The organism is Variovorax sp. OV084, assembly GCF_900111625.1.
In the GTDB taxonomy this organism is placed as follows: Bacteria; Pseudomonadota; Gammaproteobacteria; order Burkholderiales; family Burkholderiaceae_C; genus Variovorax.
Genome location: NZ_FOII01000004.1, coordinates 505812 through 526808, shown reverse-complemented (window position 1 = coordinate 526808; position 20997 = coordinate 505812). Strand labels below are relative to the sequence as shown.

Genomic DNA, 20997 nt, shown 5'->3' with positions numbered 1-20997 from the left:
AGCCGTCAGCGTCGTCTTGCCGTGGTCAACGTGACCGATCGTGCCCACGTTCACGTGCGGCTTGGTGCGGGTGAATTTACCTTTTGCCATTTTTCGACTCCGAAAAAAACGTTTCCAACGTATGCAGATGGGTTGCAAAGCTGCCGTTGCAACCCCCAAAAACTGGTGCCCTTTGCGGGAATCGGACCCGCGACCTCTCCCTTACCAAGGGAGTGCTCTACCACTGAGCCAAAAGGGCATTTGTAACAAAGTTACGAATTCACATCGCCTCAACAATGAACCGAGTCTCTGGAGCGGGAGACGGGAATCGAACCCGCGTCATCAGCTTGGAAGGCTGGGGTTCTACCATTGAACTACTCCCGCATCGGGGGCACTCAAGGCACCCAAAGCGCGAAATCCAATCGCTCTTAGAAACCAAATTCATCGCTGGTGGAGAGGGCTGGATTCGAACCAGCGTACTCGTAAGAGGGCAGATTTACAGTCTGCTGCCATTAACCACTCGGCCACCTCTCCGGCGAACCTCGAAATATAGCACGGTTTTGTGACTACTCAGAAATCCAAGCATCCAGAAGATGCAGGGAAACTGCTCAAGGTGTGAGCCTGCGATTATCGCCCAACTTCACCCCTCCGCCCGCTGGGCCTCCCGCCACGCACGCGCTTCACCGAAGTGGCCGCAGCCGATGAACGGCACGGGCGGGCGCAACGCCGAAAGAGGGGACGGATGATTCGACATCAGCACCTTATGGCGCTTAACGTCGATCAACGCCCGCTTACTCTGCGCGTGCGAGCCCCACAGCATAAAAACAACAGGTTTTGCGCCGTCTGAAACATGGCGAATGACGGCATCCGTCAGCACCTCCCAGCCACGGCCGGAATGGCTGGCCGGCTGCGCTTCCTCGACCGTCAAGCAGGTGTTGAGCAGCAGTACGCCATGCGTCGCCCACTTCACCAGACTGCCGCCCGGATTCGGGAATGCTGGCGGCGGTGTGCCCAGGTCGCGCTGGAGCTCCTTGAAGATGTTGCGCAGCGAAGGCGGCAGTGCCACGCCGGGCGCCACGGAGAACGCCAGCCCCTCGGCCTGGCCGCGCCCGTGGTACGGATCCTGGCCCAGAATCACCACGCGCACGTCTTCCGGCGGCGTGAGTTCCAGCGCCCTCAGCGGCTGCGGCGGAAAAATCACCGCCCCCGCATCGAGACGCTCGCGCAAGAAGCCCAGCAGCTTTTGTCCCACGACACCGCCAAAGAAATCGTCAACCAGTGGCTGCCAGCCAGGCGCCACCGGCCAGTCGGCAGGATCGCTGCTCGACAGCTGATCGGGCCGACTCATTTGAACAACGCAGCGAGGGCCTCGCCGGGTTCCTTGGCACGCATGAATGCTTCGCCGACCAGGAAGGCGTTGACACCGGCCGCACGTAGCGTGGCGACGTCTTCGCGCGTGCCGATGCCCGACTCGGTCACCGGCAAACGATCGGATGGTAGCTTCGGCAGCAAGTCGATGGTCGCCTGGATCGACACCTCGAAATTGCGCAGATTGCGGTTGTTGACCCCGATCAGCGCCGTCTTCAGCTTCAGCGCACGGTCGAGCTCAGCCGCGTCGTGCACCTCCACCAGCACCGCCATGCCCAGCCCGCGCGCGATGGCTTCGTAGTCCTTCATCTGCGCATCGTCGAGACAAGCGACGATCAACAGGATGGCATCGGCACCCATCGCGCGCGATTCATACACCTGGTACGCATCGATGATGAAGTCCTTGCGCAGCACCGGCAGGTCGCACGAGGCGCGCGCCTGCTTGAGATAGTCCACACCGCCCTGGAAGAACTGCTTGTCGGTCAGCACCGAAAGGCAGGCCGCGCTGATCTCGCCGTCGCCCTCCGCATAGCTCTGGGCGATGTCGGCCGGAATGAAGTCTTCGCGCAGCACGCCCTTGCTCGGGCTGGCCTTCTTGACTTCGGCAATCACCGCGGCCTGCCCGGCGGCGATCTTGGCGCGCAGGGCGCCTTCGAAGTCGCGTGTCAGCACGCGGCTCTCGGCATCGAAGCGCACGGCCTCGAGCGGGGCGCGCTTCAGGGCCGCAGCCACCTCCTGGTGCTTGACGGCAACGATCTTGTCGAGGATGTCGGACATAACTTCTGGGGTTTCCGGTTTCTTGGGGCTCAGACTGTCGTGGAGGCCTTGATCAGCTCGGCCAGCTTGGCCTTCGCCGCGCCCGAGGCGATGGCGCTGCGCGAGCGCTCCACACCCGCTTGCACCGAATCGACCACGTTCGCCGCATACAGTGCCGCGCCGGCATTCAGCAGCACGATGTCGAGCGCAGGGCCAGCCTGATTGTCGAGCACGCCCAGCAGCATCGCCTTCGACTGCTCGGGCGTTTCCACGCGCAGCGCGCGGTTGCTCGACATCTGGAAGCCGAAGTCCTCGGGATGCAGTTCGTACTCGCGGATCTCGCCGTCCTTCAGCTCGCCCACCATGGTGGCGGCACCGAGCGAGATCTCGTCCATGCCGTCGCGCCCGTAGACCACCACCGCATGCTCGGCGCCGAGCCGCTGCAGCGCGCGCACCTGGATGCCCACGAGGTCGGGGTGGAACACGCCCATCAGGATGTTCGGCGCGCCGGCCGGATTGGTCAGCGGCCCGAGGATGTTGAAGATGGTCTTGATGCCGAGCTCCTTGCGCACCGGCGCGACGTTCTTCATCGCCGGATGGTGGTTCGGCGCGAACATGAAGCCGATGCCGCACTCCTCGATCGAGCGCGCGATCTGCTCGGGCTTGAGGTTGATGTTCACGCCCAGCGACTCCAGCACGTCGGCACTGCCCGACTTGCTCGACACGCTGCGACCGCCGTGCTTGCTCACCTTGGCACCCGCCGCGGCCGCCACAAACATCGAGCAGGTCGAGATGTTGAAGGTGTGCGAGCCATCGCCGCCCGTGCCGACGATGTCCACGAGGTGCGTCGTGTCCGCGACGGGCACCTTGGTCGACACCTCGCGCATCACCTGCGCGGCGGCGGTGATCTCGCCGATGGTTTCCTTCTTCACGCGCAGGCCGGTGATCAGCGCGGCCATCATCACGGGCGAGCACTCGCCGCTCATGATGAGGCGCACGATGTGCAGCATCTCGTCGTGGAAGACTTCGCGGTGCTCGATGGTGCGCTGCAGCGCTTCCTGGGGGGTGATCATGGAAAGTCTCCTCGAGAGTGAATCAGCGGCCGACGCGAACGGCGGGCGCGTCGGTGAACGCGAGCTTGAGGCCGAAGCCGATGAAAAGCACGCCGGCAGCACGGTCGAGCCAGTGCATGCCCTTCTGCACGGCGCTGCGGTGCGCCATCCAGCCTGCGGCCAAGGCCCATCCCACGTTGACGGGAATGGCATTGAGGTTGAACAGCACGCCCAGCAGCACGAAGTACAGGGCCTTGTTGTCGGCACCGGGTGCAATGAACTGCGGCACGAAGGCCAGGAAGAACAGCGCGACCTTGGGGTTCAACACGTTCGTCCAGAAGCCCCCGAGAAAGATCGCCTTGAGACTGCGCTCCCCGCCCGCATCGGCGGCCGCCTTGTCGAGATCCGCGGGCGGCGCCGCGCGCGACAGCAGCATGCGCACGCCCAGATACAGCAGGTACGCCGCACCGATGTACTTGAGCACCGTGAAGGCCGCCGCCGATGTCGCCATCAGGGTGCCGACGCCGACTGCGGCGGCAAAGATGTGAACGAAGCAGCCGGCCGTGATGCCCAGCCCCGCCACGATGCCGGCGCGCACGCCGGAGCGCAGCGAATTCGTCACGACGTACAGCACGTCGGGTCCGGGCGTGAGGTTCAGCAGCCAGCCGGCGGCGATGAAAGCGAGCAGATGGGGAAGATCAGGCATCGCGTCCTCGCAGGGCTCAGGCGTTGAAGAAGGCGCGGATCGCGGCGACGGCCCGGTCGACGCCGGCGGCATCGACGTCGAGGTGCGTCACGAAGCGCAACCGGTAAAGCCCCGTCGCCAGGATGCCCTGCTGGTTCAGGCTCGCGATCAGTTCCGACGAACGCGCCTGCGCAGCCCCGGTGAGATCCGCGAACACGATGTTCGTGTGCGGCGCCTCGACCGTCAGGCCCTCGATGCCTTCGAGCCCTTGTGCGAGCCGCTGTGCCAATGCGTGGTCGTCGGCCAGGCGATCGATATGGTGATCGAGTGCATGCGAAGCCGCCGCAGCCAGCAGCCCGGCCTGCCGCATGCCGCCGCCTGCCATCTTGCGAATGCGATGTGCGCGTGCTATGAATTCACGCGATCCCACCAGCGCCGAGCCGATGGGCGCGCCCAGCCCCTTGCTGAAGCACACCGACACGCTGTCGAAGCATTGCGCGATGCGGCGCGCCTCCGCGCGGATGTCGCTGCGCTTGTTCAACGCCGCCTGCGCGGTCGCCGCATTGAAGAGCCGTGCGCCGTCCAGATGCCGCTGCAGCCCCTTGCTCTTCGCCAGATCGGTCGCAGCCTGCACGTACTCGAAGGGCAGCAGCTTGCCGCCCAGCGTGTTCTCAAGCGCCAGCAGCCGCGTGCGCGCGAAGTGCGCGTCATCGGGCTTGATGGCCGCCTCGATCTGCGCCAGCGGCAGCGTGCCGTCGGGCGCGTGGTCGAGCGGCTGGGGCTGCACGCTGCCGAACACCGCCGCGCCGCCGCCTTCCCACCGATAGCAGTGCGCCTGCTGGCCGACGATGTATTCGTCGCCGCGGCCGCAGTGCGAAAGAATCGCGCACAGGTTGCTCTGCGTGCCGGTGGGCACGAACAGCGCAGCCTCGAAGCCCAGCATCGTGGCAATCTTTTCCTGCAGCGCATTGACGCTCGGGTCGGTGCCGAAGACGTCGTCGCCCAGCGGCGCCGCCATCATGGCCTCCCGCATCGCGGGCGTGGGTTGCGTGACGGTGTCGCTGCGCAGGTCGACGAGGGAAGTGCGATCGGTCATGGTGGCTCAGTCCAGGAAGTTCTTGAGCATGGCGTGGCCGTGCTCCGTCAGGATGGATTCGGGATGGAACTGCACGCCTTCGATGCGCACGTCATGCGCGAATCCGGTGTGCCGCACCCCCATGATCTCGCCGTCATCGGTCCATGCGGTGACAGCCAGTGCCTTCGGGCAACTCTCGCGCTCGATGGAAAGCGAGTGGTAGCGGTTGACGATGAACTTCTCGGGCAGCCCCGCGAACACGCCTTCTTGCGTGGTCGTGATCTCGCTGGTCTTGCCGTGCATGAGCTGCTGCGCGCGCACGATCTTGCCGCCGAAGGCCGCGCCGATGGCCTGGTGGCCCAGGCACACGCCAAGAATGGGCAGCTTGCCCGCGAAGGCCTCGATGGCCGCCACCGAAACACCCGCCTCAGCAGGCGAACACGGCCCGGGCGACACCACCAGCCGCGTCACGCCGGAGGCAATCAGCTCGCCGATCTGCTCCACCGTGATCTCGTCGTTGCGGTGCACCTGCACGTCCGCACCCAGCTCGCCGAAGTACTGGACGATGTTGTAGGTGAAGGAATCGTAGTTGTCGATCATCAGCAGTTTCATGGCTTGCTCACAATCCGGTGCACGCCCTTGACGACGGGGAACACGTTGAAGTTGATCAGAAGGCCCAGCTTGAGGCCCGACAGGCGCAGCGCGGCAAGCACCTGCGCACGATGCAGGTCGGTCAGCACGTCGACCGCCTTGAGTTCGACGATGACAGATTGCTCGATCACGAAGCCCGCACGGTACACCTCGCCGAGCGAGCGGCCCTTGTAGCTGGCCGACAGCGCCACGTCGCGCGTGAAGCCGATCTCGCGCTCGGCGAGCTCGATGGCCAGCGCAGCCGCATAGGCCCCTTCATCGAGCCCCGTGCCGAGCACGCGCTGCACCTCGACGGCCGCGCCGATGATCTCGTGCGAGAAGTCGTTCTGAATATCGGGTGCGGTGCTCATTCCAGGCCTTCCTCGACCAGTTCGGCGGCACGCAGGAGTGCGCGCGCCTTGGCTTCAGTTTCTTTCCACTCCAGCTCGGGCACCGAGTCGGCCACCACGCCGGCCGCGGCCTGAACGTGCAGCATCTGGTCCTTCACGATGCCGGTGCGAATGGCGATGGCCACGTCCATGTCGCCCGCGTAGCTGATGTAGCCGCACGCGCCGCCATACAGCCCGCGCTTGGTCGGCTCCAACTGGTCGATGAGTTCCATCGCATGCACCTTCGGCGCACCGGTCAGCGTGCCCGCCGGGAACGTGGCTTTCAGCACGTCGATGGCGGTCATGCCGTCCTTCAGCGTGCCTTCGACGTTGCTCACGATGTGCATCACGTGGCTGTAGCGCTCCACCGCAAAGGCTTCCGTCACCTTCACCGTGCCGGTCTTGGCGATGCGGCCGATGTCGTTGCGCGCGAGGTCGATCAGCATCACATGCTCGGCGCGCTCCTTCGGGTCGTTGATGAGTTCTTCCTCCGCCGCCTTGTCGAGCTCGATCGATGCGCCGCGCGGGCGCGTGCCGGCCAGCGGGCGGATGGTGATCTTCTGCTCGCCCTCGCCCGTGTTTTCCTGACGCACCAGGATCTCGGGCGAAGCGCCCACCACGTGGAAGTCGCCGAGGTTGTAGTAGTACATGTAGGGCGAGGGGTTGAGCGAACGCAGCGCGCGGTACAGCGACAGCGGCGACTCGGTGTAGCGCTTGCTGATGCGCTGGCCCACCTGCACCTGCATGAAGTCGCCGGCGGCGATCATTTCCTTGGCGCGCTCCACTGCCGCGAGATAGTCGGCCTTGGCAAAGCTTCGCTCCGGCGGATGCGGCTGCGTGGGCTTCACGACGGGGGCGCTCACCGAGTACTTGAGCTTTTCCTTCAGCTCGCGCAGGCGGCGCTTGCCCACGGCATAGGCCTCGGGCTGCTTCGGGTCGGCGTAGACGATGAGGTAAAGCTTGCCCGACAGGTTGTCGATGACGGCCAGCTCCTCGCACTGCAGCAGCAGGATGTCGGGGCAGCCCAGCGTGTCGGGCGGGCAGCTCTTTTCGAGCTTGCGCTCGATGTGGCGCACGGTGTCGTAGCCGAAGTAGCCGGCAAGGCCACCGCAGAAGCGCGGCAAGCCGGGCCGCAGCGCAACCTTGAATCGCTTCTGGTACTCGGCCACGAAGTCGAGCGGGTTGCCCTTTGCAGTCTCGACCACCTGCCCGTCGGTCACCACTTCGGTGACGGCCTCGGCGCCGAAGCCGCTGGCGCGCAGCAGCGTGCGAGCCGGCAGTCCGATGAAGCTGTAGCGCCCGAAGCGCTCGCCGCCCACCACCGATTCGAGTAGAAAGCTGTGCTTGCCGCCGCCCTGCGAGTGGGCCAGCTTGAGGTAGAGGGAAAGAGGCGTCTCGAGGTCGGCAAAGGCCTCGGCCATCAGCGGAATGCGGTTGTAGCCCTGGGCGCTGAGGCTCTTGAATTCAAGTTCGGTGATCACGGATTCGTTCTCCAGTTGCCTGCGGCGCTCCTTCGGCCGGCGGCAAGGTCATTCACGGGTGGTCCGGCGTCGTAGTGTGTATCGACTCGGAACCGCGGGCGCACGGCGTGCGCCGTGCAATCAAACAGTCAGCGAAGTATGGCGACGCCAGGGCCAGGCTCCCCGGCTGCCTTCACCTGTTTGAATGATGTGATGAACGAACATATGAGGCGCGGAGTTTAGCCCACGAAAACGCCAAAGCGTGCAACGGTCGCCTTCATTGGCCGCTTTCAGGGTTCCCCCGAAGCCGTGAACGTAAAACAAAAAGATACATTCGCACGACCGTTCGCAAAACTCCAAGGAGACTCCGTTGACCGCTCTCTCGCTCCCGACCGTGCTCTTCTCCCGCCTCGCCCTGGCCGCCTGCCTGGCCACCGCCCTCGGCGCCTCGGCCGCGCAGGTCGACGTGGCCGGCGTCAAGCTCGAAGACCAGATGGATCTGCGGGGCAGCCCCTTGGTGCTCAATGGCGCAGGCATCCGCTACAAGGCCATCTTCAAGGTCTACACGGCCGGCCTGTACGTGGGCAAGAAGGTATCGACCACCGAAGAGGCACTGGCCGCGCCGGGCCCCAAGCGCGTGGCCATCACCATGCTGCGCGACATCGACGCGAACGAACTCGGCAAGCTCTTCACCAAGGGCGTGGAAGACAACTCGCCCAAGAGCGAAATGGTCAACCTCATTCCGGGCCTGCTGCGCATGGGCCAGATGTTCGCGGACCAGAAACAGCTGAAGACTGGCGACACCTTCACCATCGACTGGCTTCCCGGCACCGGCACGGTGATCACGGTGCGCGGCGTGCCTCAGCCCGACCCGGTGAAGGAGCCGGCCTTCTTCAATGCGCTGCTGCGCATCTGGCTGGGGCCGAACCCGGCCGACTGGAAGCTGAAGGACGCGCTGCTCGGCAAGCAATAAGAAGGGCCGTTACCGCAACGCAGCCGGAGCAAGCTCGGCCAGCGAATCGACGAAGCCGTCGGCATCGACGCCGCGCACCGGCTCACCGTGGTTGTAGCCGTAGGTCACGAGCACAACGGGGCAGCCCGCGGCGCGTGCGGCGCGCGCGTCGTTGCTCGAGTCGCCAATCATCAGCGTGCGCGCGGGCGTGGTGCCCAGCGCTTCGCAGGTCTTCAGCAGCGGCATCGGATCGGGCTTCTTGCGCTCGAAGGCATCGCCACCGAACACCAGCTCGAAGAAACCGTCGAGGCCCTTGTCGATCAGCAAGGGCTTTGCGAACGACGTCGGCTTGTTGGTGAGGCAGACCAACCGCAGGCCGCTTGCGCGCAACGCCTTCAGCCCGTCGATCACGCCGGGGTACACCGCCGAGTGCTGTCCGTTGATGGCGAGGTAGTGGTGCTGGTAGCGCTCCCATGCGCGGTCGAACAAGGCCCGCGCCTTCGCATCGGCAGCAGCATCTGGCGCCATCACATGCACGAGCGCCGAATGAATCAGATGCTCCGAGCCCTTGCCCACCATCGTCTCGATGGCGGCAGGCGCCACATGCGGCAGCGAGAGGTCGTCGAGCATGCGGTTCAGCGACGCAGCGAAGTCGCCGAGCGTGTCGACCATGGTGCCGTCGAGGTCGACGATCGCGGCGTCGAAGCGGGTGTGGTCGAAGCTGATGGAGTTCAAAACAAACAAATAGAGTTCAAAAATTGCCCGGTACTTTACTGGCCATCAAAAAATAGAGTTCCAAAAATTTCGAAAATCCTGGGTGAAAAGCGAAGGCTGCGAAGCCGGCCTGCGCGACCTCAGCCTCCCAGTCCCTGCAGATCACCCGCCTGCTCCAGCGACCAGATGTTGCGCAGCAGCGTCCGCGCTCGCTCGGTGCCGATCACCGGCGCCGCCAGTTCCAGCAGCTTGTCTTCCAGCTCCGCGTCCGACAGCGGCAGTTCGGGGTCGCCCTTGCGGTCGGGCTGGAGCCAGACGTGGCGCTGGCCGTCGATCGTCTCGATCTCCACCCGGGCAGAGCGGCGGCCCGGGAAGGCGGCGTCGATCCCGGGATCGACCACGGCCGTGATGCGCGCCATCAGCGCACGCGTGTCGGCATCCGCCAGCCGCTCGGGCGTGTACGCCGCGAGCCGCACGCTGCCATGCACCAGCGCCGTGGCCACCACGAAGCGCAGGCTGAAGCGCGCCTCGTTCTCGGTGCGCGGATCTTCGTAGCAGGCGATGTCCAGCGCGGGACCATAGGTGGCCACGTGGACGCTGCGGATATCCGCAGCCCGCAGGCCATGCTGGCGCGCCAGCTCCAGGGCCCCGTCGATGGCAGCGAAGGCATGGCCGCAGCCGATGTGGTTCTTGAAGGTCAGCCGGGTGATGTGGAAGTCGCGCCCCAGCGTGTCGCCCACCGCCGACCAGTCCGGACCGTCGCTCATGGCGCGGCCGAAGCCCGCCTCGCCCTCGAGCACGTCCAGCGAGCCCGTCACACCCTGCGCGGCCAGTTGCGCGGCGAGCACGCCGCCTTCGGCAGCACGCCCCGCGTGGAGGGGCTTGGACATCGAATCCATGCGGAAGGCCTGCTGCAGCCCCGCTGCAAAGGTGGCGGCCGTAGCCATCGCATGGGCGAAGGGCGCGCCGTGCAGCCCCAGCAGGCCGGCGGCGGAAGCGGCCGCGCCAAAGGTTCCCACGGTGCCGGTGTTGTGCCAATGGCGATAGTGCGCCCGCCCCATCGCCACACCGATGCGGGTAGACACCTCGTAGCCGAGCACCACGCCGCGCAGGAATTCAAGGCCGCTGGCGCCCCGGTCCTGCGCAATGGCCAGCGCGGCCGCCACCGTGGCCGCGCCGGGGTGGTACATGGCATCACGGAAGCTGTCGTCCACCTCGGCCGCGTGGGCCGCCGTGCCGTTGAGCAGGGCGGCCGCGCGTGCCGGCGCCAGGCGGCCATCGGGCAGGCGCGCACGGCCACGGTCGAGGTCGTCGGCAAGCAGCGCGCGAAGCTGCGGCATGGGCGCAACTTCCAGGCCGGGGAACAGCGCGGCATGCCAGTCGATCACGGCGCGCTTGGCGTGGTGCAGTACCTCGTCGCCCAGCCGGGCCTGACGGAATTCGGTGGCGTAGCGGGCAAATACTTCGGTGGCGTACACGGGATGTCCGATCGGTTCGAGAAGAAGAGAAAAAGAAGAGCCGGGCCTGTCGCTCAGGCCAGCACGACCACGCCGTCGGCGGCGCGCACGCCCTGCCCCTGCGGCAGCACGAAGACGGGGTTGATCTCGGCCTCGACCAGACGCTCGCCAAGCTGCGCCGCCATCCTGGAGAAGGCGACGATCGCATCGACCAAGGCCTCGATGTCGGCCTTGGGCCGTCCACGGAAACCATCCAGCAGCGGCCAGGTCTTGAGGTCGTGCGCCATCGAGAGCGCCTCGGCGCGGCCGAGCGGCTTCAAGCCACGCGCATCCTGCGCCAGCAGCCGCATGGTGGTGTCCTTGAAAAGCTCCGCCGTCACGCCGCCCATGCCCAGCAGGATGGCCGTGCCCAGCGCATCGCGGTGCATTCCCAGGATCAGTTCCGTGCCGCCCGCCACCATCTCCTGCACGAGAAAGCGCTCTGGATCCACGCCGGTGCGGGCCTTCACGTCAGCCGCCATGTGGCCGATGCACTCGCCGATGGTGTCGCCGTCCAGCCCGACGGCAACGCCCCCCACGTCGCTCTTGTGCGTGATCTCGGACGACAGGATCTTGAGCACGACACGCCCACCCAGCTCGCGCGCAGCGGCTTCCGCCGCGGCCGGCGAAGCGACCACGCGTTCCGCGGCGCAAGGCACGCCGAAGCGCGAGAACAACTGTTTGGCCTGCGCCTCGTCGAGCGAACCGGAGGGCAGTTCGCCGGCCTCCACCGGCGGCAAGGCCGCGGCGTCTTCCCCGGACGCCACGAAGCGCTGCACGCGCAGCATGCCGGCCAGCGCGGCAGTGCAGCTCTCGGCTGCGGTGAATGCAGGCACGCCGCGGCGCGTGAGCAGCGCTCCCACTTCGGGCGCATGCGGGCTCACGTAGGCCATCACCGGCTTGTCGGAATTCGGCAGGCATTCCTGGATGGCGCCGGCCAGCAGTTCGGGCATGGCCAGGCTGGAGGAGCCGACGATGATCACCAGCGCGTCATAGCTCGGGCTTGCCAGCAGTGCATCGATGGCGCCGCGCAGCAGGTCGGGGCGCAGGCCGGCGAGCGTCACGTCGATGGGGTTGCGGTCCAGCACTGCCTCGCTGCCGGTCTGCAGCGCGCGCAGAGCATTGGCGGTGGCCTCGTCGGGCGCGGGCGTATCGAAGCCCGCCACGCCCAGGTCGTCAGACACCAGCGTGCCGGCGCCGCCCGTGGAAGTGAGGATGGCGACGCGCCCGCCGCGCAGCTTGCGGCCCGTGGACAGCGCGGCAGGAATGTCCAGCAGATCCGAGAAGCTCTGCGCCCGGATCACGCCGACCTGCCTGAACAGCGCGTCATACATGCTGTCAGCACCCGCCATGGCACCGGTGTGGGACACGGCGGCCTTTGCGCCCGCCTCCGAGCGGCCGATCTTGAAGGCCACGACCGGCTTGCCCATGCGCGCGGCCTTCAGGCAGGCCGCGCGGAACTTCGCGGGGTCGCGCACGGTTTCGACATACAGCGCAATCACCTTGGTGGCCGGGTCGTCGGCCAGGTGGTCGATGAAGTCGGCCAGTTCCAGGTCGACCTCGTTGCTCGTGGAGATCAGCTTCGACAGGCCGATGCCGCGCGCCGAGGCGCGCGACAGCAGCGAGCCCAGGATGCCCCCGCTTTGCGAGACCACGCCGATCCCGCCGGCCTGGAACTCGTCCATCTCCAGCGCTCCGGACGGCGACAGGACGATGTTGTCCGTGAGGTTGACGAGCCCGATGGTGTTGGGACCCAGGATGCGCATCGTCCCTGCTGCCTCGACCAACTGCTGCTGGCGCCGCGCGCCTTCCTCGCCGGTTTCGGTGTAGCCGCTGGCCAGCACGATGGCGGCGGCGCAGCCCCGTGCCGACAGCTCCTTCACCGCCAGGTGCGCGCGCTCGGCTCCCAGCAGCACGACGGCTACGTCGGGCACTTCCGGAAGCGAAGCGATGTCGGGATAGCACGGCAGCTCGCCGATGCGCTCGACCTTCGGGTTCACCGGCATGATGCGGCCCGCAAAGCCATGCTTCTGCAGATAGGCCACGGGGCGGCCGGTGGTTTTCCTGGGGTCTGCCGAGGCACCGATGACGGCGACGCTGCGCGGCGACAGCAGCTTGGCGATGGCTTCGTTCATGGCTCAGTCCCTGGAGGCCGTCTTGGCCAGAAAAGCTTCCACCGAAGCACGGTGCTCGCTGCTGGTGTAGCAGATGCCCTGCGCCTGGCTGCCCTGCGCGAACACGTCGTGCGAGGAGAGTTCGAAGCTCTGGTTAAGGATGGTCTTGGTCAGCGCGAGCGCAGTGGAAGACGCAGACGAGAGTTCGACCGCCCACGCCTGCGCGTCGGCGAGCAGCGTGTCCGCGCCGGTCTTGCGGTCCACGATGCCCAGCGAGAGGGCTTCGTCCGCCTTGACCTGGCGGCCGGTGAAGATCAGCTCCTTGGCCTTGGGCAGGCCCACGCGGCGCGGCAGGAAGTACATGCCGCCGCCATCGGGAATGATCCCGCGCAGCACATAGCTCCAGGCGAAGCTGGCCCATTCGCTGGCAATGATGAAGTCGCAGGCCATCGCAGTGTCCGCCCCCAGACCGGAGGCAGCGCCGTTGACCGCTGCGATCACCGGCTTGGGCATGGTGTGGAGCAAGGCCTGCACGTGGTGCACGCGCTGCTGGCGATGCCAGCCGTTGAACCCCACTTCACCTGCCGGAGCGTTCATGCGCTTCTGCATTCCGCTGATGTCCCCGCCGGCGCAGAAACCCTTGCCTGCACCGGTCAGCACCATTGCCCTGATGGCCTTGTCGGCGGCCACGTGCTCCAGCACGTCGATGAATTCCGTGCGCATGTCGTCGCTCATGGCGTTGCGCTTGTCCGGGCGGTTGAATGTCACGGTCGCGATGGCGTCCGTCACCTGAAAGTCGATGAGGGTGTATGTCATGTGCTTTTTCCTGGGCGGCCGATGGCCGCAGTTCAATCGGCCTTGATGCCGTTTTCCTTGATGACGCGCGCCCACCGTTCTTCTTCGGCCCGCACGTAGTTGTCCAGTTCAGCCGGCGGCCCGGCGTTGATGACCAGCCCTTCGTGTTCGATCTTTCGTACGAAGTCGGGTGCACGGGCGGCCTTGCGGCCGGCGGCGTTGAGGCGCTCGACGACTGCTGGCGGCGTACCGGCCGGCACGAACAGGCCGTACCAGCTCTCCACCAGGTAGCCCGGCACGCTGGCCGCAATGGCCGGCACACCCTTGAATGCCGGCGAGGACTCAGCCGTGGTCACGCCCAGGGCGCGCAGCTTGCCGCTGTCGACGAAGGTGGACACGGCCGCTGCGGTGGCGAACATCATGTCGACCTGGCCGCCCAGCAGATCGGTCAGCGCGGGACCTGCGCCCCGGTAGGGAATGTGCGAGAGCTTGACCTTGGCGAGGTTGGCGAACATCTCGCCGGCCAGATGGGCGGAGGTGCCCGCGCCCTGCGATGCGAAAGTCAGCTTGCCGGGATTGGCCTTCGCGGCGGTGAGCAGATCGGCCACGGACTTGTAGGGACTGTCGGGGCGCACCACCAACACGTTGGGTCCGCGACCGACGAGGATGACCGGCGCAAAGGCCTTGTTGCTGCCATACGAAAGCCTGGGCTGCAGCGATGGATTGACGGCGTGGGCGAACGAGGCGACCACGACGCTGTAGCCGTCGGGCGCGCTCTTGGCCACGTTGTCCGTGCCGATCAGTGTTCCCGCGCCCGGCTTGTTGTCGATGATGACCGGCTGCCCGAGGTCCTTGGACATTTCCGCGCCCAGCGTGCGAGCGATCAGGTCGGTGCCTCCGCCCGGCGCGAAGGGCACGACGAAACGGATGGGCTTGTCGGGGTAGGCGAAGGCCGTGCCGACGACTGCGAAGCCTGCGAGAAGGAAGGCGAGCACGCGTGCTCGCCCGGTGGAAGGGGCTGCCATGGTCTGATGTCTCCAGAACTGTTTGATTTGAAAGTCCGTCACATGCCCGAGCTGCAGCGCGTGACAGCCGAACTCTAGGATCAAGCGGCTCGCAAAGGTGATTGCAATTCCACTGGATGGAACACAGGCAATGGATACTTCGATTCGATCCATTCACGGTGAATCCACGCGTCGCCTGTCCGCAAGGCTCCCATGACCGAACTTCCCAACTTCAATCTCGACCACAAACCCGGACGATCACCCGCCAATCGATCGCTGGAGCGAGGCATCGAAATCCTGCGTGCATTCCGGCCAGGCTCCGAGCTGTTGGGCAATGGCGAACTGGCCGAGCGCACCGGACTTTCCAAGTCCACGGTCAGCAGACTCACGCAGACGCTGGTGGGTGCGGGCATGCTGCAGCTGGACAGCATCGAACGCGCCTATCGCCTGGCGCCCGCCGTGTTGAGCTTGTCGCACGCGATGCGCACCGGATCGCGTGTTCTACAGGCAGCAACACCGCACATGCGCGAGTTGGCGCTGCAAAAGCGCATCAACGTCGGACTGGCCGCGCCGGACCGGGACGAGATGGTTTACCTTGAATCCATTCGCTATGCGAAGCGCGTAGCGCTCCGGCACGTGGTTTCGGGCCAGCGTGTGCCGATGGAACTCACGTCGCTGGGCAGGGCTTACCTGGCGGTCGCTTCGCAACCTCGCCGCGCCAGGCTGATGGAACTGTTCGCGCAACGCCGCAGGCACTGGCGCAAGATGGAGACAGAGATCAAGCAGGCGTGGGCGGACGTGCATGCCAAGGGTTACTGCGCCGCGGCCTGGCAACCCGAGGTGGTGGCGCTGGCCACGCCGCTGCAGGTGGACGACGTCATCTACGTGCTGAATGTCAGCGTCTCGACCGAGGAGTCGATCGCCGTCGTATCGCGCGAGCTGGCGCCCGCTCTGCTCGAACTGGCGCAGAAGATTCGTCACGCGCTGATCGTGCAGGAACCGCGAGGCGCCTAGATGCCCGGTGCTTTCCAAAGCATCAGGCAATAGGGCTCAAGACATCGAGCCATTCGCCAAGTATGGCTCGCGGCTCCAGTCGCTGAACTTCGCAGCATTCGCAAATCTGCCTGCTCCCGTTCGCAGGAGTTCGCCCTTTCAGTCCTTCTGCAGTCGTTGCTTTCTGCGTAGATTGCGAACCATGACGACACCCGTTGGAACAACCGAACTCCGCGAACTGGTGCTGCCGGTGCATGCCAATCACCGCGGCACGCTCTTCGCCGGCCAGGGCCTGCAGCTCATGAGCAAGGCGGCCTTCCTGGCGGCGCGCGGCCTGGCGCAGCGCGAAGTGGTGATGGCCGAGGTGACCAGCGTCAGCTTTCTGTCGCCCGTGCCGGTGGGCTATCAGCTTGTCCTGCGCGGGTGGGTCAGCCGCATCGGCCGCTGTTCGATGACCGTGTGCGTGACCGGCCTGGCCGACGTGCCGGGCGTTCCGGCGGAAGAAGTCCTCAAGGGCGTGTTCGAGATGGTGGCGGTCGATGCCGCCGGCCGCCCCGCCGCCATCGATCGCTCTTATCTGGACAAGGAAACCGCATGACCACCACGACCCTCATGACCCCCACGACCGAGATCGCCGCCCCGGCCGGCTTCAAGGCCAAGAAGTCCGTCGCCCTGTCGGGCGTGACCGCGGGCAACACGGCGCTGTGCACCGTGGGCCGCACCGGCAACGACCTGCACTACCGCGGCTACGACATCCTGGACATCGCCGAGGTCTGCGAATTCGAGGAAATCGCCCACCTGCTGGTGCACGGCAAGCTGCCCACGCGTGCCGAGCTCAAGGCCTACAAGGCACGCCTGAAGGCCATGCGCGGCCTGCCGGCGAACGTGAAAGACGCACTGGAGAGCCTGCCCGCCGGCGCCCACCCGATGGACGTGATGCGCACCGGCGTCTCCGCGCTGGGCTGCATCCTGCCCGAGAGAGACGACCACAACCTGCCCGGCGCGCGCGACATCGCCGACCGCCTGATGGCTTCGCTCGGCTCGATGCTGCTGTACTGGTATCACTGGAGCAGCCAGGGCAAGCGCATCGATGTGGAGACCGACGACGACTCCATCGGCGGCCACTTCCTGCACCTGCTGCATGGCGAGAAGCCTTCCAAGGCCTGGGTGCGCGCGATGCACACCTCGCTGAACCTGTATGCCGAGCACGAGTTCAACGCCTCGACCTTCACCGCGCGCGTGATCGCCGGCACCGGCAGCGACATGTATTCGTCCATCGCGGGCGCAATCGGCGCGCTGCGCGGCCCCAAGCACGGCGGCGCCAACGAAGTGGCCTTCGAGATCCAGAAGCGCTACGACTCGCCCGACGAAGCCGAGGCTGACATCCGCCACCGCGTGGAGGCCAAGGAGGTGGTGATCGGCTTCGGCCACCCTGTCTACACGGTGAGCGATCCGCGCAACGTGGTGATCAAGGGCGTGGCCAGGCGGCTGTCCGACGAAGCCGGTTCGACCAAGATGTTCGACATCGCGCAGCGGCTGGAGTCGGTGATGTGGGAGGCCAAGAAGATGTTCCCCAATCTCGACTGGTTCAGTGCCGTGAGCTATCACATGATGGGCGTGCCCACCGCGATGTTCACGCCCCTGTTCGTGATCGCGCGCACCAGCGGCTGGGCCGCGCATGTGATCGAGCAGCGCGTAGACAACAAGATCATTCGCCCGAGCGCCAACTACACCGGCCCCGAGGACGTGAAGTTCGTGCCGATCGAGGCGCGGATCTGAGCCGCACAGGAGTCTCCGAGCGTTTGTCGCGGGTTTGCCATACGGGCGCAAACTAGCGACTGCCACCGCGATGGCACGCCGTCGCGGGAGGCATGCACAACAACACTGGAGACAACAGCATGACCCTGAATCGCCGCGCCTTTTCATCAGCAGCCCTGGCCGGGCTGGCATTGCCTGTCGCCCGCACCGGCTGGGCCCAGGATGCCTTTCCGGCCAAGCCGCTCAAGATCGTCTGCCCCTTCGCACCCGGCGGGGGCTCCGACTTCATCGCGCGCGTTGCGTCGAACGTGCTCAGCCAGCGGCTGGGCCAGGCCGTGGTGGTGGACAACCGGCCGGGCGCCGGCGGCACGCTCGGCACCGAGTACGCATTGCACACGCCCGGCGACGGCTACACGCTGCTGCTGATTGCCGGCAGCTACACCGTCAACCCTTCCCTGTACAAGCTGCGCTTCGACCCGGTCGCCGACATGACGCCGGTGATCCAGTTGTCGAAGGGCGCATACGTGCTGTGCGTCAACCCGGCCAAGGTACCTGCAAAGAACCTGAAGGAGCTGCTCGACTACGGGCGCCAGAACCCGGGCAAGCTGACCTTCGCTTCGGCGGGCAACGGCAGCCACCTGCACATCGTGACCGAGTACATGTTCGGCATGGCCAAGGTCAAGGCCACGCACGTGCCGTACCGGGGCACGGGTCCGGCCGTTACCGACCTGGTGGCAGGCAACGTGGACATGCTGGTCGCGGGCACCGAGGCCTTGATGCCGCACGTGCAGTCGGGCCGGCTGCGTGCGTTCGCCGTGACTACGGCGCAGCGCCTGCAGGCCTACCCCAACATTCCCTCGATCGCCGAGGCCGGCGGCCTGCCCGAGTACGACGTGGTGGCATGGCACGGGCTGATCGCGCCCAAGGGCATGCCGCCCGCCGTGCTCGCGAAGCTCAACGGCGCGCTCGACGCCGGCCTCAAGGCGCCCGAACTCAACGCCAAGCTGGAGCCCACCGGTGTGTCTGCTGCAGGCGGCACGGCGGAACAGTTCGGCGCGCTGATTCGCGCCGAAATTCCGCGCTACGCCAAGGTCGTGAAAGACAACGACATCCGCTCCGAGTAAGCCGCTTTCCGATTTGCCACGATGAATTCACGACACAGAAAACAACTCCCGGGCACCACGCTGGACTACATCGACGCCCGCGCCGCGGTCGATGCACTGCGCCCCGGCGCCTGGGACACCCTGCCCTACACCGCGCGCGTACATGCCGAGAACCTGGTGCGCCGCTGCGACCCGGCCATCCTCGATGAATGCCTGCTGCAGCTCATCGAGCGCCGGCGCGATCGTGACTTTCCGTGGTTTCCCGTGCGCGTGGTGTGCCACGACATCCTGGGCCAGACCGCGCTGGTGGACCTGGCAGGCTTGCGCGACGCAATCGCGGCCGAGGGTGGCGACCCTGCGCAGGTGAACCCGGTGGTGCCGGTGCAGCTGATCGTCGACCATTCGCTGGCCGTGGAGTGCGGCGGATTCGATCCGCACGCCTTCGAGAAGAACCGGCAGATCGAGGACCGCCGCAACGAGGACCGCTTCCATTTCATCGACTGGACGAAGCGCGCCTTCGCCAACATGGAAGTGATTCCGGCGGGCAACGGCATCATGCATCAGATCAATCTGGAGAAGATGTCGCCGGTGGTCTACGTGCAGGACGGCCTGGCCTTCCCGGACACCTGCGTGGGCACCGACAGCCACACGCCGCACGTCGACGCACTGGGCGTGATCGCGGTGGGCGTCGGCGGCCTGGAGGCCGAGAACGTGATGCTGGGCCGCGCCTCGTGGATGCGCCTGCCCGACATCGTCGGCGTGGAGCTGACCGGCCGGCGCCAGCCGGGCATCACCGCCACCGACATCGTGCTGGCGCTCACCGAGTTCCTGCGCAAGGAAAAAGTGGTCGGTGCGTACCTGGAGTTCTTCGGCGAAGGCACGCACGGCCTGACCATCGGCGACCGCGCCACCATCTCCAACATGTGCCCCGAGTACGGCGCCACGGCCGCGCTCTTCTACATCGACGACCAGACGCTCACCTACCTGCGGCTTACCGGCCGCGAAGACGCACAGGTCGCGCTGGTCGAAACGTATGCGAAGACAGCCGGCTTCTGGGGCGATGCGCTGAAGACCGCCAGCTACGAACGCGTGCTGAAGTTCGACCTGTCGAGCGTGGTGCGCAACATGGCCGGCCCTTCCAACCCGCACCGCCGACTGCCCACCTCGCAGCTGGCCGAGCGCAACATCGCCGTCGGTCTTGCAGAGGCCAGGCGGCAGGAAGCAGCGGGCCTGATGCCCGACGGCGCCGTGATCATCGCGGCCATCACGTCGTGCACCAACACTTCGAACCCGCGCAACGTGATCGCCGCCGCGCTGCTGGCGCGCAATGCCAACCGCCTGGGCCTCAAGCGCAAGCCTTGGGTCAAGTCATCGCTGGCTCCGGGCTCCAAGGCCGTGGAGCTCTACCTGCGCGACGCCGGCCTGCTGCACGAGCTGGAGCAGCTCGGCTTCGGCATCGTCGCCTTTGCCTGCACCACCTGCAACGGCATGTCGGGTGCGCTGGACCCGAAGATCCAGCAGGAGATCATCGAGCGCGACCTGTACGCCACCGCGGTTCTCTCGGGCAATCGCAACTTCGACGGCCGCATCCATCCGTACGCGAAGCAGGCCTTTCTCGCGTCGCCGCCGCTGGTCGTGGCCTACGCGATCGCGGGCACGATGCGATTCGACATCGAGCGCGACGTGCTGGACGTCGTGAACGGCAAGGAGATACGCCTGCAGGACCTCTGGCCGAGCGACGAGGAAATCGACGCCATCGTCGCGGCCTCCGTCAGGCCCGAGATGTTCCGCAAGGTGTACGAACCCATGTTCGCGATCCACGCAGACAACGGCGAGAAGGTGAGCCCGCAGTACGACTGGCGGCCGCAGTCCACCTACATCCGCCGCCCGCCCTACTGGGACAGCGAGGGCGTGGGCGCGCTCGCGGCCAATCCGCGCACGCTGCGCGGCATGCGGCCGCTGGCGCTGCTGCCGGACAACATCACAACCGACCATCTGTCGCCGTCCAACGCGATCCTGCTGGACAGCGCTGCCGGCGAGTATCTGGCGAAGATGGGTCTTCCGGAAGAAGACTTCAACTCCTACGCCACGCACCGCGGCGACCACCTCACGGCCATGCGCGCCACCTTCGCCAACCCGCAGCTCGTCAACGAGATGGCGGTGGTCGACGGCGCGCAGAAGAAAGGGTCGCTCGCGCGCATCGAGCCTGAAGGCAAGGTCGTGCGCATGTGGGAGGCGATCGAGACGTACCTGAACCGCAGGCAGCCGCTGATCATCGTGGCCGGCGCCGACTACGGCCAGGGCTCGTCGCGCGACTGGGCCGCCAAGGGCGTGCGCCTGGCCGGTGTGGAGACCGTCGTGGCCGAAGGCTTCGAGCGCATCCACCGCACCAACCTGCTCGGCATGGGCGTGCTGCCGCTGGAGTTCAAGCCCGGCACCACGCGACTCACGCTGGGCCTGGACGGCACAGAAACCTACGACGTGATCGGCAAGCCCGCACCGCGCGCCGACCTCACGCTGGTCGTCCACCGCATGGGCGGCGACACGCTGCAGGTTCCGGTGACCTGCCGGCTGGACACGGCCGAGGAAGTGTCGATCTACGAAGCAGGCGGCGTGCTGCAGCGCTTTGCACAAGACTTCCTGGCCGAGAACAAGTCGGCAGCCTGAGACAACC

At 66.3% G+C, this 20997-nt stretch carries 20 protein-coding genes and 3 tRNA genes; 6 read left to right on the top strand and 17 right to left on the bottom strand.

Annotation, left to right across the window (positions count from 1 at the left end):
- From BMW87_RS15120 to trpE, 12 genes are all read right to left on the bottom strand, one after another.
- The coding region (locus BMW87_RS15120; RefSeq protein ID WP_038111923.1) for a GTP-binding protein at positions 1-90 on the bottom strand (90 nt) is incomplete at its 3' end.
- A gap of 73 nt (positions 91-163) precedes the next feature.
- A tRNA-Thr gene (locus BMW87_RS15115) sits at positions 164-238 on the bottom strand.
- Between the two features lie 51 nt (positions 239-289).
- Positions 290-363 (bottom strand) — tRNA-Gly (locus BMW87_RS15110).
- 64 nt (positions 364-427) lie between these two features.
- Positions 428-513: transfer RNA gene (locus tag BMW87_RS15105), tRNA-Tyr, on the bottom strand.
- A 106-nt stretch (positions 514-619) separates the two neighbouring features.
- Positions 620-1327: a uracil-DNA glycosylase gene (locus BMW87_RS15100; protein WP_093077153.1), complete on the bottom strand. Its 708-nt coding sequence runs from the start codon at positions 1325-1327 to the stop codon at positions 620-622.
- Positions 1324-2124 (bottom strand): indole-3-glycerol phosphate synthase TrpC, encoded by an 801-nt coding sequence (gene trpC / locus BMW87_RS15095; RefSeq protein WP_093077151.1) that lies wholly within the window; start codon positions 2122-2124, stop codon positions 1324-1326. The genes BMW87_RS15100 and trpC overlap by 4 nt, the downstream gene beginning before the upstream one ends.
- A gap of 29 nt (positions 2125-2153) precedes the next feature.
- Positions 2154-3176 (bottom strand): anthranilate phosphoribosyltransferase, encoded by a 1023-nt coding sequence (trpD, locus tag BMW87_RS15090; protein ID WP_093077150.1) that lies wholly within the window; start codon positions 3174-3176, stop codon positions 2154-2156.
- 22 nt (positions 3177-3198) lie between these two features.
- Positions 3199-3861: a LysE family translocator gene (locus BMW87_RS15085; RefSeq protein ID WP_093077148.1), complete on the bottom strand. Its 663-nt coding sequence runs from the start codon at positions 3859-3861 to the stop codon at positions 3199-3201.
- A gap of 16 nt (positions 3862-3877) precedes the next feature.
- On the bottom strand, positions 3878-4936 hold the full coding sequence (gene ltaE, locus BMW87_RS15080; RefSeq protein ID WP_093077147.1) for a low-specificity L-threonine aldolase: 1059 nt from the start codon (positions 4934-4936) through the stop codon (positions 3878-3880).
- 6 nt (positions 4937-4942) lie between these two features.
- Positions 4943-5527, bottom strand: a complete 585-nt coding sequence (locus BMW87_RS15075; protein WP_093058808.1) for an aminodeoxychorismate/anthranilate synthase component II — start codon at positions 5525-5527, stop codon at positions 4943-4945.
- Positions 5524-5916 carry a GxxExxY protein gene (locus BMW87_RS15070; protein WP_093058807.1) on the bottom strand — a complete coding sequence of 131 codons (393 nt, stop codon included), beginning with the start codon at positions 5914-5916 and terminating at the stop codon, positions 5524-5526. The genes BMW87_RS15075 and BMW87_RS15070 overlap by 4 nt, the downstream gene beginning before the upstream one ends.
- The gene (gene trpE / locus BMW87_RS15065) at positions 5913-7415 is read right to left on the bottom strand and encodes an anthranilate synthase component I (protein ID WP_093058806.1); all 1503 of its coding nucleotides are present in this window, start codon (positions 7413-7415) and stop codon (positions 5913-5915) included. The genes BMW87_RS15070 and trpE overlap by 4 nt, the downstream gene beginning before the upstream one ends.
- Positions 7416-7764: 349 nt before the next feature.
- On the opposite strand from trpE, the gene BMW87_RS15060 reads away from it, so the two are divergent.
- Entirely contained in the window at positions 7765-8367 is a 603-nt protein-coding gene (locus BMW87_RS15060; protein ID WP_093077145.1) for a chalcone isomerase family protein, read from the top strand.
- Positions 8368-8376: 9 nt separating this feature from the next.
- Here the strand turns inward: BMW87_RS15060 and BMW87_RS15055 are convergent, their stop codons facing one another.
- The 5 genes from BMW87_RS15055 to BMW87_RS15035 form a co-directional block, all read right to left on the bottom strand.
- A complete protein-coding gene (locus BMW87_RS15055) occupies positions 8377-9081 on the bottom strand; it encodes a phosphoglycolate phosphatase (RefSeq protein WP_093077144.1) in 705 nt (234 codons plus the stop codon).
- A 119-nt stretch (positions 9082-9200) separates the two neighbouring features.
- Complete coding sequence (locus tag BMW87_RS15050) at positions 9201-10538, bottom strand: MmgE/PrpD family protein (protein WP_093077143.1); 1338 nt, start codon at positions 10536-10538, stop codon at positions 9201-9203.
- 53 nt (positions 10539-10591) lie between these two features.
- Positions 10592-12691, bottom strand: coding sequence for an acetate--CoA ligase family protein (locus BMW87_RS15045; RefSeq protein ID WP_093077142.1), 2100 nt, complete (start codon positions 12689-12691; stop codon positions 10592-10594).
- A gap of 3 nt (positions 12692-12694) precedes the next feature.
- Positions 12695-13486: an enoyl-CoA hydratase/isomerase family protein gene (locus BMW87_RS15040; RefSeq protein ID WP_093077140.1), complete on the bottom strand. Its 792-nt coding sequence runs from the start codon at positions 13484-13486 to the stop codon at positions 12695-12697.
- 32 nt (positions 13487-13518) lie between these two features.
- Positions 13519-14490, bottom strand: coding sequence for a tripartite tricarboxylate transporter substrate binding protein (locus BMW87_RS15035; RefSeq protein ID WP_093077139.1), 972 nt, complete (start codon positions 14488-14490; stop codon positions 13519-13521).
- A 192-nt stretch (positions 14491-14682) separates the two neighbouring features.
- Between BMW87_RS15035 and BMW87_RS15030 the strand changes: the two genes are divergently transcribed.
- The 5 genes from BMW87_RS15030 to acnD all read left to right on the top strand — a co-directional run bounded on the left by BMW87_RS15030 (position 14683) and on the right by acnD (position 20990).
- Entirely contained in the window at positions 14683-15483 is an 801-nt protein-coding gene (locus BMW87_RS15030) for an IclR family transcriptional regulator (protein WP_093077137.1), read from the top strand.
- Positions 15484-15664: 181 nt separating this feature from the next.
- On the top strand, positions 15665-16060 hold the full coding sequence (locus BMW87_RS15025) for an acyl-CoA thioesterase (protein WP_093058793.1): 396 nt from the start codon (positions 15665-15667) through the stop codon (positions 16058-16060).
- Complete coding sequence (gene prpC, locus BMW87_RS15020) at positions 16057-17241, top strand: bifunctional 2-methylcitrate synthase/citrate synthase (RefSeq protein WP_093077136.1); 1185 nt, start codon at positions 16057-16059, stop codon at positions 17239-17241. Before BMW87_RS15025 ends, prpC begins: the two co-directional genes overlap by 4 nt.
- 119 nt (positions 17242-17360) lie before the next feature.
- Positions 17361-18344, top strand: a complete 984-nt coding sequence (locus tag BMW87_RS15015; RefSeq protein WP_093077189.1) for a tripartite tricarboxylate transporter substrate binding protein — start codon at positions 17361-17363, stop codon at positions 18342-18344.
- 21 nt (positions 18345-18365) lie between these two features.
- Entirely contained in the window at positions 18366-20990 is a 2625-nt protein-coding gene (gene acnD / locus BMW87_RS15010) for a Fe/S-dependent 2-methylisocitrate dehydratase AcnD (protein ID WP_093077134.1), read from the top strand.
- Positions 20991-20997 lie beyond the last annotated feature (7 nt).

What these genes read in the sequence shown, in the direction of transcription:
- BMW87_RS15100 (WP_093077153.1), bottom strand. Translation starts at nt 1,327, where the DNA reads ATGAGTCGGCCCGATCAGCTGTCGAGCAGCGATCCTGCCGACTGGCCG.
- trpC (WP_093077151.1), bottom strand. Translation starts at nt 2,124, where the DNA reads ATGTCCGACATCCTCGACAAGATCGTTGCCGTCAAGCACCAGGAGGTG.
- trpD (WP_093077150.1), bottom strand. Translation starts at nt 3,176, where the DNA reads ATGATCACCCCCCAGGAAGCGCTGCAGCGCACCATCGAGCACCGCGAA.
- BMW87_RS15085 (WP_093077148.1), bottom strand. Translation starts at nt 3,861, where the DNA reads ATGCCTGATCTTCCCCATCTGCTCGCTTTCATCGCCGCCGGCTGGCTG.
- ltaE (WP_093077147.1), bottom strand. Translation starts at nt 4,936, where the DNA reads ATGACCGATCGCACTTCCCTCGTCGACCTGCGCAGCGACACCGTCACG.
- BMW87_RS15075 (WP_093058808.1), bottom strand. Translation starts at nt 5,527, where the DNA reads ATGAAACTGCTGATGATCGACAACTACGATTCCTTCACCTACAACATC.
- BMW87_RS15070 (WP_093058807.1), bottom strand. Translation starts at nt 5,916, where the DNA reads ATGAGCACCGCACCCGATATTCAGAACGACTTCTCGCACGAGATCATC.
- BMW87_RS15045 (WP_093077142.1), bottom strand. Translation starts at nt 12,691, where the DNA reads ATGAACGAAGCCATCGCCAAGCTGCTGTCGCCGCGCAGCGTCGCCGTC.
- BMW87_RS15040 (WP_093077140.1), bottom strand. Translation starts at nt 13,486, where the DNA reads ATGACATACACCCTCATCGACTTTCAGGTGACGGACGCCATCGCGACC.
- BMW87_RS15035 (WP_093077139.1), bottom strand. Translation starts at nt 14,490, where the DNA reads ATGGCAGCCCCTTCCACCGGGCGAGCACGCGTGCTCGCCTTCCTTCTC.
- BMW87_RS15030 (WP_093077137.1), top strand. Translation starts at nt 14,683, where the DNA reads ATGACCGAACTTCCCAACTTCAATCTCGACCACAAACCCGGACGATCA.
- BMW87_RS15025 (WP_093058793.1), top strand. Translation starts at nt 15,665, where the DNA reads ATGACGACACCCGTTGGAACAACCGAACTCCGCGAACTGGTGCTGCCG.
- prpC (WP_093077136.1), top strand. Translation starts at nt 16,057, where the DNA reads ATGACCACCACGACCCTCATGACCCCCACGACCGAGATCGCCGCCCCG.
- BMW87_RS15015 (WP_093077189.1), top strand. Translation starts at nt 17,361, where the DNA reads ATGACCCTGAATCGCCGCGCCTTTTCATCAGCAGCCCTGGCCGGGCTG.
- acnD (WP_093077134.1), top strand. Translation starts at nt 18,366, where the DNA reads ATGAATTCACGACACAGAAAACAACTCCCGGGCACCACGCTGGACTAC.